The sequence below is a fragment of the Mesorhizobium sp. M0152 genome (assembly GCF_040322415.1).
Classification (GTDB): Bacteria; Pseudomonadota; Alphaproteobacteria; order Rhizobiales; family Rhizobiaceae; genus Mesorhizobium.
The window spans coordinates 82,304-98,306 of record NZ_JAMYTH010000019.1 but is presented as its reverse complement, the minus strand read 5'-3'; the positions used below and the strand labels follow the sequence as shown (position 1 = coordinate 98,306).

The following is a 16,003-nucleotide window of genomic DNA, read 5'->3' as shown; positions in this document are numbered from 1 at the left end:
GATCGTCAAAGACCGTTGGCGCGGAACTTCCCGTCGAGGAACTTCTTGGCGCGCGGCACGTCGTCTTCCGACAGATGCTCGATGATGACCGGGATGTTCGGATGCTTCTGCGCCAGGCGCTGGAGATACAGGTCGTAGTTCAGCGAGCCTAAGCCGGGGGCCGGCAGCTCGATCTCGCCGACACCGCGGAAGGTGTGGCTTTCCATGGCGTCCTCGTCGCCGATGTCGGCGTGCTTCTCCGATTTGTCGCTGCCCGAACGCTTGACGTCCTTGGCGTGGGCAATGCTGATCTTGTCGCTCAGCGTGTCGAACACCTGGTTCAGGATCTGGTCCATGCGGTCGATGTTGTGGGTCTCGAAATAGTTGGTCGGGTCCATCAACAGGCCGAGACCCGGATGGTCGACCTGCGCGAACATCTTCACCGTCTCCTCGACCGAGCCGACGACGTTGTTGACATAGGTTTCGAGCAGGAAGACCGCGCCGTGGTCATAGGCGGTCTGGGCGAGGTCGGCGACGACCTTGCGGCATTCCTCGAAACCTTCCTCGGTCTTGTTCTTGGGGTGATGAACCCAGTCGGATTCGGTGTTGTAGGTGCCGGTTTCCGAGATCACGTAGGGCGAGCCGAAATGACGGGCGTTGCGGATGATCTCCTTGAGGTAGCCGACGCGCTTGTCGCGCTCCGCCTTGTCGGGATGAATGATGTTGGTGTAGCCCGACACGCAGCAGACCGGCAGGTTCTGGTCGCGGAAGACGTCGCGCACCGTCTTGGCCTTGTCCTTGGTGATCTGCCCGGCCGACAGGTCGACATCCCTGAAGTGAAGGTCGAGCTGAACCGTGTTGAAGCCAAGCCCGCGGATCTTCTTCGCGGTCTCCTCGAGGCCATACGGGAAATAGCCCGTAAAAATACCTGCCTGCATCATGGTGTGAATTCCTCCCTGTAAGCGATTCAGTTGTCAGTGGTTTCAGTTGATCGAGATTTCCGAAAGCTTGACCGTGCGGCCCTCGTCGATCGAGCGGTAGCCCGCCTCGACCAGCGCCATGGTCTTGACGTTGTCGGCGACGGAAAGCGCCGGCGGCGTGCCGGTCTTCACCGCGTGCTGGAGCTGTTCCATGACGCCGATGAAGGCATGCGGAAACCACATCGTGTCCCAGCTCGGGCTGACCCACTCGCCGCCGGTGGTCTCGGCCGAGGCATAGGTCAGCGTCGAGGCAGAACCCGTCGGCCAGCCGATCGTGCCCTTGGCGACGCCCTTGGTGCCGTCGACGCGCCAGTTGATATGCTGGTCGTCCTTGTAGCCCTCCTGGCGCGGGCCGGACCAGACATCCTCCAGCGACACCGCCAGCACGCCGGACGGAAAGCGCAGCGTCGACACGGTGATGCCGTCGGAATGGTCGAATTTCGTGCGCGGATCCTTGCGCGTCAGCGTGGTGATCTCGTCGGGATCGCCGAACAGGAAGCGCAGCACGTCGAGATGGTGGACGCTCATATTGGCGAGCGTCAGCCTGTCATAATCTTCGAGGAAGCTCTGCCAATGCGGGATGGCATGCATGTCGATCTGCGCGAAGACGATCTCACCCAGCGCGCCGCTGTCGATGATCTGCTTCAGCACGCGCATCGACTGGTCGTAGCGCATGTTCTGGTTGACCGAGAGGATCTTGCCGGCCTTCGCCGCCTCGTCGCGCAGACTGATCGCTTCCTCGACCGAAAGCGCCAGCGGCTTCTGCGCCAGGATCGCCTTGATATGCTTCTGTTTCAGCGCATGCCGGATCAGGGCCGGCTGCTGGTCGGGCGGAAAGGCAAGATCGATGATGTCGACGTTCTGGTCCTCGATCAGCTGTTCCGGCGTGTCATGCACGGTGGGAATGCCCCAGCGCGTCGCCACCTTCTCGGCGCTGGCCCTGGTGCGCGAGGCGATCGCCACCACCGGGAACCCGGCCTCCCTGTAGGCGGCGAGATGGCACTCGGCCATGATCATGCCGGCGCCGACGCAGCCGATCCTGTATTCCTTTGCGCGGACCTTCACGTCCGGCTCGAAGCCATTGTTTGCCATCTGATCCTCCCGAAGTTCTTTTCTTGCGGCCGCATTCATCGTGCCAGCGCTCCCCCGCTTTGGTCGAAATAATGCACGCTGCCTGGCTCGCAGGATATCGCCACCATGGCATCGGGCCGAATGTCGGGCTGCCCGCGCAACAGCGCCTTCAGCCGCGCCTGCCCGGCTGCGAGCGTCACCACGGTGTAGCCGCCGAGCGGCTCGACCTCGAACACCCGCGCCGGGCGGGCCGAGCCCCCGTCCTCTGTTTCCTCATTGGGCCACGGTCTGACCTTGATGTCCTCCGGCCTCAGCCCGATCTCGACGGCGTCGGCGGGAGCCGCCTTGTCGGCAATGCGGATCGTACCATCGGCAGCCTCGATGCCGCCTTCGCCGCGCGCCGATTTCAATATGTTCATCATCGGCGAGCCGAGCAGCCGCGCCACATAGGTGCTGGCCGGACGGTCGTAGATTTCAGCCGGCGCGCCGATCTGCCTGATCCTGCCGTCCTCCAGGATGGCGATGCGGTCGGCGATCGACATCGCCTCTTCCTGGTCGTGGGTGACGTAGATCAGCGTCTTGCCGAGCTCGCGCTGGATGCGCTTCAGTTCGACGCGCGTCTCCTCGCGCAGCCTGGCGTCGAGCGCCGAGATCGGGTCGTCCATCAGATAGGCATTGGGATCGCGCACCAGCGCGCGCGCGATCGCCACGCGCTGCCGCTCGCCGCCCGAAAGCTGTGCCGGCGGCTTGTGCAGGATGTGGCCGATATGCAGCTTCGCCGCGACGTCGGCGACACGCCTTTCGATTTCGGCCTCGGCGACCCTGCGCTCGACAAGCGGAAAACGGACGTTGTCGAGCGCGCTCATATGCGGGAACAGCGCCAGGTTCTGGAACACCATGGCGACATTGCGCTCGGCCGGCGAAACCGCGTTGACCGGCTTGCCGCCGATCAGGATCTCGCCCGCATCCGGCGCTTCCAGCCCAAGCACCAGGCGCAGGATCGTCGACTTGCCCGACAATGGCGGACCGAAGAAGCAGAAGAACTCGTTGTCGTTGACCGTGAACGAGGCGTCGTCGACGGCGAGTGTCTTGCCGTAGCGCTTGGTGACATTGCGGAAGACGATATCGGCCATCTCAACCTGCCTTGCTGGTTGTGGACAGACTGTCGGCCTTGGCGCCGCCCCTCATCCCCCTGCCCGTCCTCCGCAGCAGCTGCGCTGCAGCTGCGGAGGGTGGACCGGCACCTTCTCCCCGTATAGCGACGGGGAGAAGGGGAATGGCCGCAACGCTGACGCCCCCCTCGCCCCGTCCTTCACGGGGAGAGGGTAAGGGTGAGGGGCAGCGCCGACCTGAGGGTATTTGTGCAAGCATCTCAGCCCCTCGCCTCGATCGCTTGGCCACTGGCAGCATCAAACAAACGCACCGACGACGCATCGGGCGCGATGATCGCGGTTTGCCCGATCGAGAGCCCGACATCATTGTCGAACACCGCCTTTGCAGCAGCCTCGCCTTGGCCGAGATGGACAATGGTGCGCGCGCCGATGCGTTCGACGAAGGTGACCGGCATGGCGAGCCCGCGCCCGTGCTCCACCAAAGCCACCTGCTCCGGCCGGAAGCCGTAGAGCACCTCGCCGCGCGCGCCACGCAAGGCGGCCGCGAGCCCGTCCGGCAGCGGCGGCGTGATGCCCAGCGGCCCGAGATCGACGACCAGCCCCCGGTCGCTTTCCGCCGGACTGCCCTTGAGCAGGTTCATGCCCGGCGCGCCGATGAAGCGGGCGACGAAGACGTTGGCCGGATTGTTGTAGACTTCGAGCGGCGTGCCGACCTGCTGCAAAACACCATGGTTCATGACAGCGATGCGGTCGGCCATGGTCATGGCTTCGAGCTGGTCATGGGTGACATAGACCATGGTCTGCCGGAACTGGCGCTGCAATTGCTTGAGCTCGGTGCGCATCACCGCGCGGAAGGCCGCGTCGACATTGGACAGCGGCTCGTCGAGCAGGAAGATGGCCGGTTCCATGATTGCCGAGCGGCCGATCGCCACCCGCTGCAATATGTTGACCGAGAGCCGATCGGCCTTGCGGTCGAGCAGCGGCGTCAGCTGCAGCAGCTCCGAAATGGCGCCGACGCGGCGGTCGATCTCGGCTTTCGCCGCGCCCCGCATCCTCGGCCCGTAGGCGAGGTTCTGGCGCACCGTCATATGGGTGAAAATCGCATAGTTCTGGAACACGAAGCCGACGCCGCGCCGACCCATCGGCACGCCGGCCATGTCGCGCTCGCCGAACAGGATTTTACCGCCGGTCGGCTCCTCCATGCCGGCGATCATGTTCATCGTCGTGGATTTGCCGCAGCCCGACGGCCCGAGCAGCGCCATGAACTCGCCGTCGGCGATTGCCAGGTCCATGGTCTTCAGCGCGGTGAAGTCGCCGAATTTCTTGACCAGGTTGTGGAGATGGATGGCGCTCATGCCGTCACCTGCCTTGCCCGCGCCATGCGCTTCATGGCGAACACCGCGACGATGGACAGCACGATCAATATGGCCAGCGCGATCGCCGCCACATAGCCCCAGATCAGGTCCTGGGTGGTGACCTTGTAGATGTAGACGGAGATCGTTTCGGTGGCGACGCCGGGGCCGCCGCCCGTCATGATGTAAAGCGTGTCGAAGATCTTGAAATTCTCGATCACCCTTATCGCCAGTGCGATGATGATGATCGTCTTCATCTTCGGCAGCACGATGGTGACGAAACGCTGCCACGGATTGGCGCCGAGCAGGGTCGCCGCCTTGATCTGGTCCTCCGGCACGCCGACCAAGCCGGCCAGCAGGATGAGGAACATCAGCGGCGTCCACTGCCAGATGTCGGCGATCATCACCGCGATCAACGCCAGGGTCGGATCCGACAGCCAGGCGATGGTGACCGGCGTGCCCGTAATCGCCGACAATATGTCGTTCACCGGCCCGCCCGACTGGAACAGCATGAAGAACATGTAGCCGGCCACCGCCGGCACCACCATCATCGGCATCAGCAGGATCGAATAGAAGATGCGCTTGCCGGGAAAATCGTCGGCGAACAATGTCGCCAGTGCGAGGCCGAGCAGGAACTCCGCCGGCACGCAGACGATCATGACGATGGCCGTGCGCTCCAGCGCGCTCCAGAAGCGCGCGTCGGCGGCGAGGTCGGTATAGTTGGCGAAGCCGTTCCACATCGACCACGCGTTCCACCAGCCGAGGCCTGACAGCGGCGACCAGTCGGTGACGCTGATGTAGAGCTGCATCAGCAGTGGGAAGGCCGAAATGAACAGCACGAGGATCTGCGCCGGCAGCGTCAGGCGAAAGCCGAGCTTTGCGCCTTCGTCGCGCGGGGCCGATTTTGTCTGGACGGCTTTCATCACGTCCTCCGAAATCGCTGCCGTCGCCGCGCTCATTGCTTGAGCGCCCCAAAAGTCAGCCCGCGCACAAGATGGCGCTGGATGGCGATGCCCATGATGACCGGCGGCACCGCCGCGATCAGGCCGAGCGCTGCCTTGGCGCCGTAGAGCTGACCGGTCATCGAGGAGGACAGCGACGCCATGTAGACCGGGATCGTCACCCATTCGCGCGTCGTCAGAAGCAGCGCGATCAGATAGTCCGACCAGTTGAGGATGAAGACGAAGAGCGCGGCACTGGCGAGCGGCGCACGCATCATCGGCAACGTGATGCGGGTGAAGACGCGCAGGCGCGAACAGCCCTCGACCAGGGCCGCTTCCTCGATCTCGCGCGGCATGTCGTCGAAGAAGGTCTTCATCAGCCAGAAGGCGAAGGGCAGCGTGACGATGCCGTAGATCAGCGCCAGCCCCCACCAGCTGTCGGTGAAGTTCAGGAAGGCCCACATGATCATGACGGGGATCATCACCGCCATCGGCGGAAACAGCCTGAGCTGGATCAGCGCCAGCGGCAGGTTCTGGCCGGAGCCGAAGCGCGACAGCCCGTAGGCGGCCGCCGTGCCGGCCGACATGGCGATCGCCGTGCCGAACACGGCCGACAAAAGCGACGACAGGATCGGCTTCAGCGCGGTGCGGTCGAGCGCAACGATCAGGCTGTTGGTGGACTCGCCGAAGACGAAGCGGAAATTGCTGAGCGTCGGGTTCTTCGGCCACCATGTCAGGTCGGCACCGGTCGCCGACCATTCGGCGATCGGCTTGAAGGCCATCGACACCATCCACAGGATCGGCACCAGCGTCACCGCCATGGCCGCAAATATCGCGGCATAGCGGAAAGTCTCGAAGGGAATGGAACGCTTCATCTGGCTGCTTTTGCTGGTGGCGTCATTGCGGAGGGGAAGAGCAGGCGCTCCTCCCCTCCAGGTCGATCCCGGGAGGTGGATCAGCTGATCGGATCGAGTACGGTCGGCCAGGCCTCCTTGTTGGTCCTGATGGCTTCGAGCAGCTTGTCCTCGCCGATGCGCCGGGCGATCTTCTTCCACTCCGCCTCGGTGTCGGCCATCGCCTGCTCCGGTGTCTTGGCCTTGGTCAGCGAGGCCATGAGGTTCTCGTCCAGCGCATTGTGGAAGGCGGTGGCGCCGGGATAGTTGATGGTCGGCACCGTGCGCGCGACCGTCTCGCGCACCACGTCCATGTGGTAGGCGTGGTAGGTCTGGCGCACCAGCGGATCGGAGAAATCCGAGAGCCGGAACGGGTCCAGATAGCCGCCGGGATTGGCGCTCATCCAGGCGTAGATGCGGGCCGAGCCCAGCCATTGCAGCAGGAGATAGGCGACCTCCTGGTTTTTCGACTGCGACGAAACCATGCCGGTCAGCGAGAACCACAGCACGGAACGGCTGATCAGCTTGCCGTCGATCTCGCGGCCGGGCGGCAGCATCGAGCCGATCTTGCCGGTGACGGCCGAATCCTTGTTGCCGGCATTGTCGAGGAATTTCGGCAGGTTGGAGAAGGCGCAGGTCATCGCAGCACCCCCCTTGGCGAAATTGCCGTACTGTTCCGGCCAGCCCCATGAGATCGCGTCCGGCGAATGGTGCGCCAACGAAGCGACATATTCGTTGGTGGCGGCAATGCCGTGCTCGGAATTGATCAGCGGCTTGCCGTCATCGCCGAACAGGAACTGGTTGGGCGACGCCATCGAGACATAGCGCTGGTACCAGTTGGTGTAGCCCCAACCCTGGTTGCGCAGGTCGGTCGAGCCGAACAGGCCCTTGTCGGGGCGCTGGAAGAAGGCGGCGATGTCGCCATGCTGCTTCCAGGTTTTCGGCGGCGCCAGGTCGTACCCGTATTTGTCCTTGAAAGCCTTCTTCTCGGCTTCGTCGCCGAACAGGTCCGCGCGGTAGACCCAGGTCTGGAAGTCGCCGTCCAGCGATACGCCGTAGTTGGAGCCGCGATATTTGTTGAGCAGCGACACGCCCTTGGCGCCGTCGACATAGCCGGTCTTGGGATCGTCCCACTCCGGCTTGTACTGGGCCACGAAGTCGTCGAGCTTGGCGATGCCGCCGGTCTCGGCGAGGTCGCCGAGGCGGTTCCATTCGGTCGAGTAGATGTCGTAGGCCCCACCCTTGGTGGAGATGTCCTGCATCGTCTTGGTGAATTCCTGGCCGTTCGGCAAGCCGACGATCTCGATCGGGATACCGGTTTCCTTTTCCCACAGGTCCTTGATCGAGGGCGCGCCGGCCGGGAAGGGCTGCGTAAGCTGGCCGATCGAGCCGTCCGAAAGGCCAAGCACGATCTTGGCCGGCGCCTTGCCGGCGCCTTTCAGCGCCTTGGCCGCCTCGATGGCGCGACCCTCGGGCGTGTCCGCGCCATATTGATAGCGCTCGGCGCCATCGAAGCCCGTCGGGCCGCCGATCATGCCGGGCGCCAGTGCGTCGGCGGCAAAAGCGCGGCCCGGACGAATGAATTGCGGTGCGATACCTGCCGCGGCTACGAACGCCGCCGCCTTTCCTCCGGACGCCAGCAACCGGCGCCGCGAGATGCGGATCAAATCAGACATTGGAATTCCTCCCTCAGGGCCCTGTTTCCTCCACGAGCCCATGAGGGATATTGACGGCAGTATAGGAAGGCTGTCAACATCATAAATAATCAAAACACATCATAACATCGCAAGAGGGCGAGGAAATGCATCGTGCCGGGGGCCATATACCACTCCTCATGCCTGGATTTGATGGGAACCTTCCTTCCCTGTCATGCACAATCCGGCCGGACGATTTGATTTAGCCGGGCGGCTTGCGCATGGGCCAAGGCCGGATACATCATTTCCCATCAGAATCGCGGATGGCGAGGCGCCGTCGCCATCAGCCCGGCCGTGGAAATTGCTTGACCTCGATGCGTGCAGGAGATGAAAGACGGTGCGTTCCACCCTGACTGACATAGCTCGGGAAGCCGGCGTTTCCGCCGCCACCGTCGACCGCGTGCTCAACAATCGCCCGGGCGTGCGGGCGCGCACGCGCGAAATCGTGCTCGAAATGGCGCAGCGCCTTGGCTACATCGCCGAAGGCCCGAACGGAGCACTGCCGAGGGCCTCGCCCGGCGAAGTGATCCGGCTCGACTTCGCGCTGCCGGCCGGCACCAATTCCTTCATCAAGATGCTGCATCGGCAGATCGAGGCGCAGGCGCAGGCGCGGCCCGATCTCGACGTCCACATCGCCACCATCGAAGGCTTCAATCCCGACCGGCTCGCCCGTCTGCTGCAGGAATTGCGCGGCCAGACGCAAGGCGTCGGCGTCATCGCGCTCGACCATCCGACCGTGCGCGAGGCGATCCGCTCGCTGTCGGCCAATGACGTCAAGGTGGTGACCATCGCTTCCGACATCCTGCATGTGCCGAGAGTTGCCTATATCGGCATCGACAACCGTGCCGCCGGGCGGCTGGCGGGTTATCTGCTCAACCGTTTCATGGGGTCGGGGCGTCCGGGCAAGGTGGCGCTGTTCGCCGGCTCGCTGTCCTATCGCGGCCACGAGGAACGCGAGATGGGATTCCGCCATATCCTGACCGAGGAATCGCCCAATCTCGAAATCGTCGAGATGCGCGAAATGCTCGATGACCGCGAGAAGGCATATTCGGAGGCATCAGCTCTTCTGGAGCGGCACCCCGACCTTGCCGCGATCTACAATGTCGGCGCCGGCAACACCGGCATCGCCCGAGCGCTCAAGGAGCGCGGCCGCGCTCAGTCGATGGTTTTCCTCGGCCATGAGGTGACGGAAGGCACCAAGGAGCTCCTGCTCGACGGCACGCTCGATGCTGTCATCGACCAAAACCCGCGCGTCGAGGCCAGGGAGGCGCTCAACACCTTGACCCACGCGGTCCGGGGGCTGCCTTATGAATTGCACCAGCCGAGGCTGCAGGTGATCTTCAAGGAGAACATTCCCGAGATCTGAGCGTTCAGGACGAACGGGGCAACGTTGCGAAAAACGCCTGCCCCGCTCGACGTTTCCGGTCTACTGGACGGTCGCGACTTCCGAGGTCGCGGCGTTGTCCAGCGATTCCCCGCTACTCCATTTCCGGATAGAGCGCCTTCGCCAGGTCGCGGATCGCATCGGCGGTACGCGGACCGAAGCCGATCATGTAGGCGCCGTCGAGCACGACCAGCGCCTTGTTGGCCGCCGCCGGCGTAGCCGCCAGTGCCCGGTTGCCGAATACCTGCTCGACGGTCGGACCGCCCTTGCCGTCGCTCATCATCAGGATCACGTCGGGCGCCATCTCGATCAGCTTTTCCTCGGACGCCGCCTTGTAGCCCTCGACGACATCCATCGGATTGATGCCGCCGGCATAGCGGATGATGGCGTCGGCCGAGGTACCGGCGCCGGCGGCACTCAACTTCACGAGACCGTGGAAGAACACCACCTTCCTGCGCCGCTCCAGCGGGATTCTCGCCGCGAGATCCGCTGCAGCCTGGAAAGCCGACAGCACTTCGCCGGAAACCGCCTTGCCTTTGTCCTCGAGCCAGAGACTGGCGGCGATCAGCGTGATCTTGCGCTCGATGCCTTGCGGGGTGTTGTCCTGCGGGATGAAGACGATCGGGATTGCCAGCGACTTCAGCACCTCGACCGCTTCCGGCGGGCCGCTGTCCTCCGCCGCCAGGATCAGGTCGGGATGCAGCCCGGCCAGCCCTTCAACCGAAAGCTGGCGGCGGTAGCCGACATTGGGCTTGTCGGTGACGGATGGCGGATATTTGCTGCCCCGGTCGACGGCGATGATCCGCTCGCCGGCGCCCAGCGCATGGACGATCTCGGTGACGTCGGAGCCAAGCGTCAGGATCCGCGTTGCCGGACCCGGCGCGACGGTTCGTCCCAACGCGTCGATCACCGTCCCGGCGGCCAATGCCTTGAAGCCGCAGGATGGCGCCAGCACCGACAGCGCCAGAAGCAGCACCGTGGCGATCCTGCCCGGCTGCGACCAGTGGATCCGCCTGCCCTTGCCGTCCGCCATGCTTCCGCTCCTGTGCAAATACCCTCGGTGATCTCCGGCCTATAAATTTAAAGTTGACTTGTGTCATCATGTTTTAATATGTGACCCCTGCTCGGACCGCCTGGTCGCGGGATTCCGTTCATGCCAGCCAAGGCCGTTCAGCCACCGCCAGCAGTTTTGCTTTTGCCTGGGGGCTGAATGACAACGACAACGAACACCACCTTGATGGCGAGCACCGCGCTTGCCCTCGTGCTCGGCCTGTGCGCCGCGCCCTTCGCCAGCGCGCAGGAACAGGGTCAGAAGGAAAAAAGCGCCGCCGCCAAGGCCGACCGCGTGGCGCCGCCCGATGCCGCGCAAAACCAGCCGGCGACCATGCTGGACCTGATCACCATCTCGGCGACCATGATCAAGACCGCGATCATCGAATCGATGGCTGCCATCAGCGCCGTCGACCAGGACGAGCTCGACCGCATCCAACCCGACACAGCCGCCGACATCTTTCGCACCACGCCGGGCGTCGCCGCCTCGATGAATGGCGACGATCCGGCGACCGCGATCAACATCCGTGGCCTGGAGCAGTATGGCCGCGTCGTGGTGACGCTCGACGGCGCCCGCCAGGATTATTGGCGCGTCGGCCATGGTTCGGGCTCGTTCTATGTCGAGCCGGAGCTGATCAAGGAAGCCACCGTCATTCGCGGCCCGGTGTCGAACGCCTATGGTTCGGGCGGCATTGGCGGCGTCGTCTCCTTCGAGACCAAGGACGCCGGCGATTTCCTCAAGAAGGACGAGAATTGGGCGCTGAGCGAAAAACTCGGCTATGAAAGCAACGGCGACGGCTTCACCACCAGCACCACGGGCGCCTACCGCTTCAGCGACGACGCCGACATCATCGGCAACCTCATCTACCGCGACCGCGACAGCTACACCGACGGCAATGGCGATACCGTGCCCTGGACCGGCGAACGGGTGACCAGCGGCTATCTGAAGACGACGTTGCGACCGGCCGACGGCCACGAGTTGAAGCTTGGCGCCATTCTACAGCGCTACAATGACCAGATCACCGGATCGAGCGGCTCGACCTCGCCGACGCTCAGCCGCTACGACACCAATACCACCAACCGGACCTACACCGCCGCCTACACCTGGAAGCCTGACGACGACGAGTTGATCGACTTCAGCGCCAATGCCTACCACAACCGCACCCGCGCCGAGCAGACGCAGGTCTGGCCCAGCTCGGCGATCGGCAATTTCCGCTTCTACGATGTGGCCACGTCAGGCTTCAACGTGAAGAACTCCTCGCGCTTCGACGCCTGGGGGATCGCCCACACGCTGACCTACGGCCTCGATTACTACTATCTCGAAGCCTCCTCGGAAGCTGCGCATTTCGGTGCCGGCGAGCAGCAGGGCTATGGCGGCTTCCTGCAATGGCAGGGCGACTACGAGAACTGGCTGCAAGTGATCGCGGCCGTGCGCTATGACGGCTATCAGCTCGATGGTGAAACCCGCGCCGTGCCGCCGCAGCAAGCCTCGGTCTCCGGCGACCGCTGGTCGCCGCGCCTCACCGTCGGCGTGACGCCGTTCGACGGCTTCCAGCTCTACGGGACCTATTCCGAAGGCTACCGGGCACCGGGCTTGCAGGATGTCTTCCGTGGCGGCGGCGCGCATGGCGGCGGCGACACCTACCGGCCCAACCTCCTGCTCGAGCCCGAAACTGCGAAGAACTGGGAGGCTGGCATCAACGTGAAGTACGACGATGTGCTGACGGCTGGCGACCGGCTGCGCGCCAAGCTCAACGTCTTCCATACCGACGTCGAGGACTACATAGACGTCGATCTCACCGTCCTGCCGCGCACGGCGATCAACATCGGCGACGCGCGGCTGAAGGGCGTCGAGGCCGAAATGGTCTACGATCAAAGCTGGGGCTTCGTGAACCTCGCCGGCGCGCTGATCGACGCCAAGGTCGTCAGCGGCGTCTATTCCGGACAGACATTGAACAACACTCCGCTCGACCGCTTCTCGGCCACTGTCGGCTTCCGCATGCTGGAGGATCAGCTCACCGTCGGCGCGCAATATCTCAGCGTCGGCAAGGTCACCCGCACCAGCCGCACCAATCCCAACGCCGCGCCGGTCGTCGACGACGGTTTCGATCTGGTCAACGTCTTCGCCAACTGGACGATCAACGACAACCTCAAGCTCGATTTCGGCGTCGATAACGTCTTCAACACCGCCTACACCGACCCGCAAAGCGCATGGTCGACCACGGCGGCAACGGAACAGGGCAAAGGCCGCACCTTCAAGGTGGCTCTCACCGGCAGGATCGGAGGATAGAATGATCGAAGCATCGGTGCGCGAACTGGCTTGCGAAGCGCGGCTCAACCTGCGGCATTTGCCGGAGTATATGGACAGCATCGCCGACAGGCTGCAGAGCTTCGAGGCCGATGCTTCGCATCACGGCCGGCGCATCGATTTCCGCTTCGCCTTCGGCGACGCCTCCATCGACATGGAACAGCTGGTGATGCGGGCCAACGCCGCCGGCCGCGACGGTCTCGCCCGCATCAAGGACCTGCTCGCCACCGCGGTGCAGGTCTACGCCAGGGAGGAAAACCCCGAGATCGTCTGGACCGGCGATCTCTCGGGCGAGACCAGCCTCGCCCAGTTCCGCGAAATGACGGTCACGGGTGTTCGCGACCTCACCCCACATATGCGCCGCCTCCGATTTGCGGGCGAGGATCTCAGCCGCTTCGCCAAGTTCGGCGGCATGCATATCCGCATGCTGTTTCCGACCCGCGATGTGCCAGATCCACTCTGGCCGGTACTCGGCGGCAATGGTTTGCCGGTCTGGCCCGCCGACGACCGGCGCCCGGTGGCACGGGTCTACACCATCCGCGCGCTCGATGTCGCCAAGGGCATCATCGACGTCGATTTCCTGGTCCATCCCGGCGACAGCGTCGGCTCCGCCTGGGCCACGCAGGCCGCGCCCGGCATGAAGGTCGGCATCATGGGTCCGGTCGGCCGCCCGGTGAGGCAGGCTGACTGGTATGTCATGGGCGCCGACGAAACCGGCCTGCCGGCGCTGGCGCGGCTGCTGGAAACGCTGCCCGCCGCAACCAGGGGCGTGGCCTTCGTCGAGATCGCCGATGATGGCGAGAAGCAGGAGATCGCCAACACAACAGGCATCGAATTTCACTGGCTGACCAGGGACGGCCTGCCGGCAGGCGAGGACAAGCTGCTGGCCGAGGCTGTCCGCTCGGTAACGTGGCCGCAAGAAGGCTCAGCTTTCGGCTGGTTCGCCGCCGAGGCGGCCGCGGCGAAAATCGTGCGCGAACACTGGCGCGGCGCGCTGGGGCTCGGCCGCGACCAGACGCTGGCCGCTGCTTACTGGCGACGTGGTGCTGCGGGACTGATGGCTGGGTGAAGCGCGTTTGATGGAGCGTGAAGTAGGAAGCGTCGGCGCTGCCCCTCATCTGCCTGCCGGCATCTTCTTCCCGTATAGTGACGGGGAGAAGGACAGCCTTCGCCGATGATTCCGCCAATCTGCGGCATTCAGAAGGAACGCCAGCGTTGCCGCCAGCCCCCTTCTCCCCGTCATTATACGGGGAGAAGTGCCCGGCAGGGCGATGAGGGGCAGCGCTGACTTTGAACGGCTGTTCTCAGACCTTGCTGACAATCGCCTTGCCGTCCCCACAAACACCGATCGCGATCCGATCGCCAGAAGCAATCCCGCCAATATCGCAGACCACCAGCGGCATATGGATCCCGTAGAGAAACTCCGCAACGATGGCGCCCACCGCCAGGATCGGGTCCGGCCGTTCCAGGAGGATTCCAGCCGGCGCCGTGCCCCTGCGCAGCGCTTCGGCCAGCACCGAGGACGAGGACGACGAGCCACGCCCGCTCGGCATGACCAGGATCTTGCCGGCGACATTCTGGCCGAGGCCAGGATGCGAATGGTCCGTTATGTCGCCGGTCTCCGCATCGATGCCGCCCCAGAAGCTGAGCGGCTGCGAAAACACCAGCGCCTCGCCCTCGGCCGCGCCGGCCAACTGGAAGGTGCCGGCTCTTTCGAAGGCCTGCGTTTCCACAGTCATGAGGCGCTCCGCACGACATGCCCGACCGCAGCCGAGCGAATGCAATCCTTCATCTCGGCGAAGGCGACGGACACGCCGATATTGCCGGGCGCGTAATGCGCCCATTTGCCGGAATTGGTCATCACCACGCCGTCGAGCCGCTCGAGAATCGCGGTCACATAGGTGCAGGTATCGGCCACTGGAATGAGGCCGAACGCCTCCATGCCATCAAGCGCGCCCTCCTGTTGCAATCGCGCCAGTGTCGCGCGGCCGGTGTTGACGTAGATCGGGATGCCCCTGTCCGGCGCAATATCGCGCAGCATTGGCAACAACCGCATCCATTCCTCATGGGAAAAGTGCGGCGTGCCCAGCGACACGGCGGCCAAAGGCGCGCCGGCCGGCACTCCAGACAGCTTTGCCAGCGCGTGGTCGATATCGGCGCCAGTGATGTGGATGGTTTCCTCCGGCGCCTGACCGTGGAACGCCTCATCGATCGTCCTGGCTTCCGGGGTAATTCCCACCGCATGGAACAGCGCCACCGCACCGGTCGTTGCCGCCGCCGCGCCCAGCGCCTTCAGCTGGTCCTCGTCGCGCGGTTGCGGCAGGCCGGCAATCACCGGAATGCGGTCGCCGCTCCGCTGCCCGACGATCAGCCCGACGCCGACGAACAGGCTGTCGCTCGGCTCCGGATCGGGAGGGGCCAATTCGAACAGGATGCGGCCGCGCCGGTTCTCGCTCAGATGCAGGCCCCAGGCCGGCGCGCGCCCGGTCATGGCGCAGCACAGGTCGATGAAATCGCCATAGCGGTTGGTGCGCGCGCCGATCACCGAGTTGGCGAAGACGATCGCATTGGATTCACCCCAGGCGATCTGCTGGCCGAAACTCGGCCGAAATCGCGTCTGATAAGGCGCGCAGGTAAACGTCGCCTGGCAGCCGAGTTCCATATGCGCCTTCATCAGCCGCCGCGCCGGCACTTCCTCGGCCGCCGGCATCTTCACCATGCCGGGATGAATGAGATCGAAGGAGCCGACATTGAGCGTCGTCGGCACCTGGACCCGCCCGCCGCCCTCGACCAGCCGTTCGACGAAATCGAGCCCAGCCTTGCCGTGATAGAGGCAGCCATCGATATGGGCGCCGGCAATGTCGAGCAGGCTACCGGCCCCGATGGCCTTGGAAAACGCGACGACGATTTTCATCGCGGCGGCCGCGGATGAGCCTTGCTCGCCGTCGAGCATGGAGCGGTCCCGCGCACTCAGTTCCAGGGTCATCGGCGTGCTCCGGGCCTTACTCGATCGTATGCGGGACAGCGCCCCCTCTGCCCTGCCCGTCCTCCGCAGCAGCTGCGCTGCAGCTGCGGAGGGTGGACCGGGCATCTCCCCCCTAGGGGACCCCTAGGGGGGAGATTGGCCGTCACTACCGCTTTCGCAAATTTCCTGCGTTGGAGAAAGAGCCGCAGCGTCGAAACCGCCGATCTCCCCCCTGCGAAGGAACGCGGACCGTCGTAGCTATCAGCGGCGCGAC

General features: G+C 64.4%; 13 protein-coding genes. 3 read left to right on the top strand and 10 right to left on the bottom strand.

Going from position 1 to position 16,003, the window contains the following annotated elements:
- Positions 1 to 5: 5 nt before the first annotated feature.
- The 7 genes from NKJ26_RS19830 to NKJ26_RS19800 form a co-directional block, all read right to left on the bottom strand.
- A complete protein-coding gene (locus NKJ26_RS19830; RefSeq protein WP_352696610.1) occupies positions 6 to 920 on the bottom strand; it encodes a sugar phosphate isomerase/epimerase family protein in 915 nt (304 codons plus the stop codon).
- Between the two features lie 42 nt (positions 921 to 962).
- Positions 963 to 2,051: a Gfo/Idh/MocA family protein gene (locus NKJ26_RS19825; protein WP_352696609.1), complete on the bottom strand. Its 1,089-nt coding sequence runs from the start codon at positions 2,049 to 2,051 to the stop codon at positions 963 to 965.
- 35 nt (positions 2,052 to 2,086) lie between these two features.
- The gene (locus NKJ26_RS19820) at positions 2,087 to 3,163 is read right to left on the bottom strand and encodes an ABC transporter ATP-binding protein (protein WP_352696608.1); all 1,077 of its coding nucleotides are present in this window, start codon (positions 3,161 to 3,163) and stop codon (positions 2,087 to 2,089) included.
- Between the two features lie 239 nt (positions 3,164 to 3,402).
- The gene (locus tag NKJ26_RS19815) at positions 3,403 to 4,497 is read right to left on the bottom strand and encodes an ABC transporter ATP-binding protein (protein ID WP_352696607.1); all 1,095 of its coding nucleotides are present in this window, start codon (positions 4,495 to 4,497) and stop codon (positions 3,403 to 3,405) included.
- The gene (locus NKJ26_RS19810) at positions 4,494 to 5,453 is read right to left on the bottom strand and encodes a carbohydrate ABC transporter permease (RefSeq protein WP_352696606.1); all 960 of its coding nucleotides are present in this window, start codon (positions 5,451 to 5,453) and stop codon (positions 4,494 to 4,496) included. Before NKJ26_RS19810 ends, NKJ26_RS19815 begins: the two co-directional genes overlap by 4 nt.
- The gene (locus tag NKJ26_RS19805) at positions 5,450 to 6,310 is read right to left on the bottom strand and encodes a carbohydrate ABC transporter permease (protein WP_352600662.1); all 861 of its coding nucleotides are present in this window, start codon (positions 6,308 to 6,310) and stop codon (positions 5,450 to 5,452) included. The genes NKJ26_RS19810 and NKJ26_RS19805 overlap by 4 nt, the downstream gene beginning before the upstream one ends.
- Positions 6,311 to 6,390: 80 nt before the next feature.
- Complete coding sequence (locus tag NKJ26_RS19800) at positions 6,391 to 8,004, bottom strand: extracellular solute-binding protein (RefSeq protein ID WP_352696605.1); 1,614 nt, start codon at positions 8,002 to 8,004, stop codon at positions 6,391 to 6,393.
- Positions 8,005 to 8,359: 355 nt separating this feature from the next.
- Between NKJ26_RS19800 and NKJ26_RS19795 the strand changes: the two genes are divergently transcribed.
- Entirely contained in the window at positions 8,360 to 9,388 is a 1,029-nt protein-coding gene (locus NKJ26_RS19795; protein ID WP_352600658.1) for a LacI family DNA-binding transcriptional regulator, read from the top strand.
- 112 nt (positions 9,389 to 9,500) lie between these two features.
- Here the strand turns inward: NKJ26_RS19795 and NKJ26_RS19790 are convergent, their stop codons facing one another.
- Entirely contained in the window at positions 9,501 to 10,439 is a 939-nt protein-coding gene (locus NKJ26_RS19790; protein ID WP_352696604.1) for a heme/hemin ABC transporter substrate-binding protein, read from the bottom strand.
- A gap of 177 nt (positions 10,440 to 10,616) precedes the next feature.
- Here NKJ26_RS19790 and NKJ26_RS19785 point away from each other — a divergent pair, with 177 nt between their 5' ends.
- Both NKJ26_RS19785 and NKJ26_RS19780 read left to right on the top strand, forming a co-directional pair.
- The gene (locus NKJ26_RS19785) at positions 10,617 to 12,746 is read left to right on the top strand and encodes a TonB-dependent hemoglobin/transferrin/lactoferrin family receptor (protein WP_352696603.1); all 2,130 of its coding nucleotides are present in this window, start codon (positions 10,617 to 10,619) and stop codon (positions 12,744 to 12,746) included.
- Between the two features lies 1 nt (position 12,747).
- The gene (locus NKJ26_RS19780; protein ID WP_352696602.1) at positions 12,748 to 13,833 is read left to right on the top strand and encodes an SIP domain-containing protein; all 1,086 of its coding nucleotides are present in this window, start codon (positions 12,748 to 12,750) and stop codon (positions 13,831 to 13,833) included.
- Positions 13,834 to 14,068: 235 nt separating this feature from the next.
- On the opposite strand, the gene NKJ26_RS19775 is transcribed toward NKJ26_RS19780, so the two are convergent.
- Complete coding sequence (locus NKJ26_RS19775; protein ID WP_352696601.1) at positions 14,069 to 14,503, bottom strand: aconitase X swivel domain-containing protein; 435 nt, start codon at positions 14,501 to 14,503, stop codon at positions 14,069 to 14,071.
- Positions 14,500 to 15,750, bottom strand: a complete 1,251-nt coding sequence (locus tag NKJ26_RS19770; RefSeq protein WP_352696600.1) for an aconitase X — start codon at positions 15,748 to 15,750, stop codon at positions 14,500 to 14,502. The genes NKJ26_RS19775 and NKJ26_RS19770 overlap by 4 nt, the downstream gene beginning before the upstream one ends.
- Between the last annotated feature and the right edge of the window lie 253 nt (positions 15,751 to 16,003).

Bases quoted from the DNA above. Each gene is read 5' to 3' on its own strand.
- NKJ26_RS19830 (WP_352696610.1), bottom strand. From the start codon at position 920: ATGATGCAGGCAGGTATTTTTACGGGCTATTTCCCGTATGGCCTCGAG.
- NKJ26_RS19825 (WP_352696609.1), bottom strand. From the start codon at position 2,051: ATGGCAAACAATGGCTTCGAGCCGGACGTGAAGGTCCGCGCAAAGGAA.
- NKJ26_RS19820 (WP_352696608.1), bottom strand. From the start codon at position 3,163: ATGGCCGATATCGTCTTCCGCAATGTCACCAAGCGCTACGGCAAGACA.
- NKJ26_RS19815 (WP_352696607.1), bottom strand. From the start codon at position 4,497: ATGAGCGCCATCCATCTCCACAACCTGGTCAAGAAATTCGGCGACTTC.
- NKJ26_RS19810 (WP_352696606.1), bottom strand. From the start codon at position 5,453: ATGAGCGCGGCGACGGCAGCGATTTCGGAGGACGTGATGAAAGCCGTC.
- NKJ26_RS19805 (WP_352600662.1), bottom strand. From the start codon at position 6,310: ATGAAGCGTTCCATTCCCTTCGAGACTTTCCGCTATGCCGCGATATTT.
- NKJ26_RS19800 (WP_352696605.1), bottom strand. From the start codon at position 8,004: ATGTCTGATTTGATCCGCATCTCGCGGCGCCGGTTGCTGGCGTCCGGA.
- NKJ26_RS19790 (WP_352696604.1), bottom strand. From the start codon at position 10,439: ATGGCGGACGGCAAGGGCAGGCGGATCCACTGGTCGCAGCCGGGCAGG.
- NKJ26_RS19785 (WP_352696603.1), top strand. From the start codon at position 10,617: ATGACAACGACAACGAACACCACCTTGATGGCGAGCACCGCGCTTGCC.
- NKJ26_RS19780 (WP_352696602.1), top strand. From the start codon at position 12,748: ATGATCGAAGCATCGGTGCGCGAACTGGCTTGCGAAGCGCGGCTCAAC.
- NKJ26_RS19775 (WP_352696601.1), bottom strand. From the start codon at position 14,503: ATGACTGTGGAAACGCAGGCCTTCGAAAGAGCCGGCACCTTCCAGTTG.
- NKJ26_RS19770 (WP_352696600.1), bottom strand. From the start codon at position 15,750: ATGACCCTGGAACTGAGTGCGCGGGACCGCTCCATGCTCGACGGCGAG.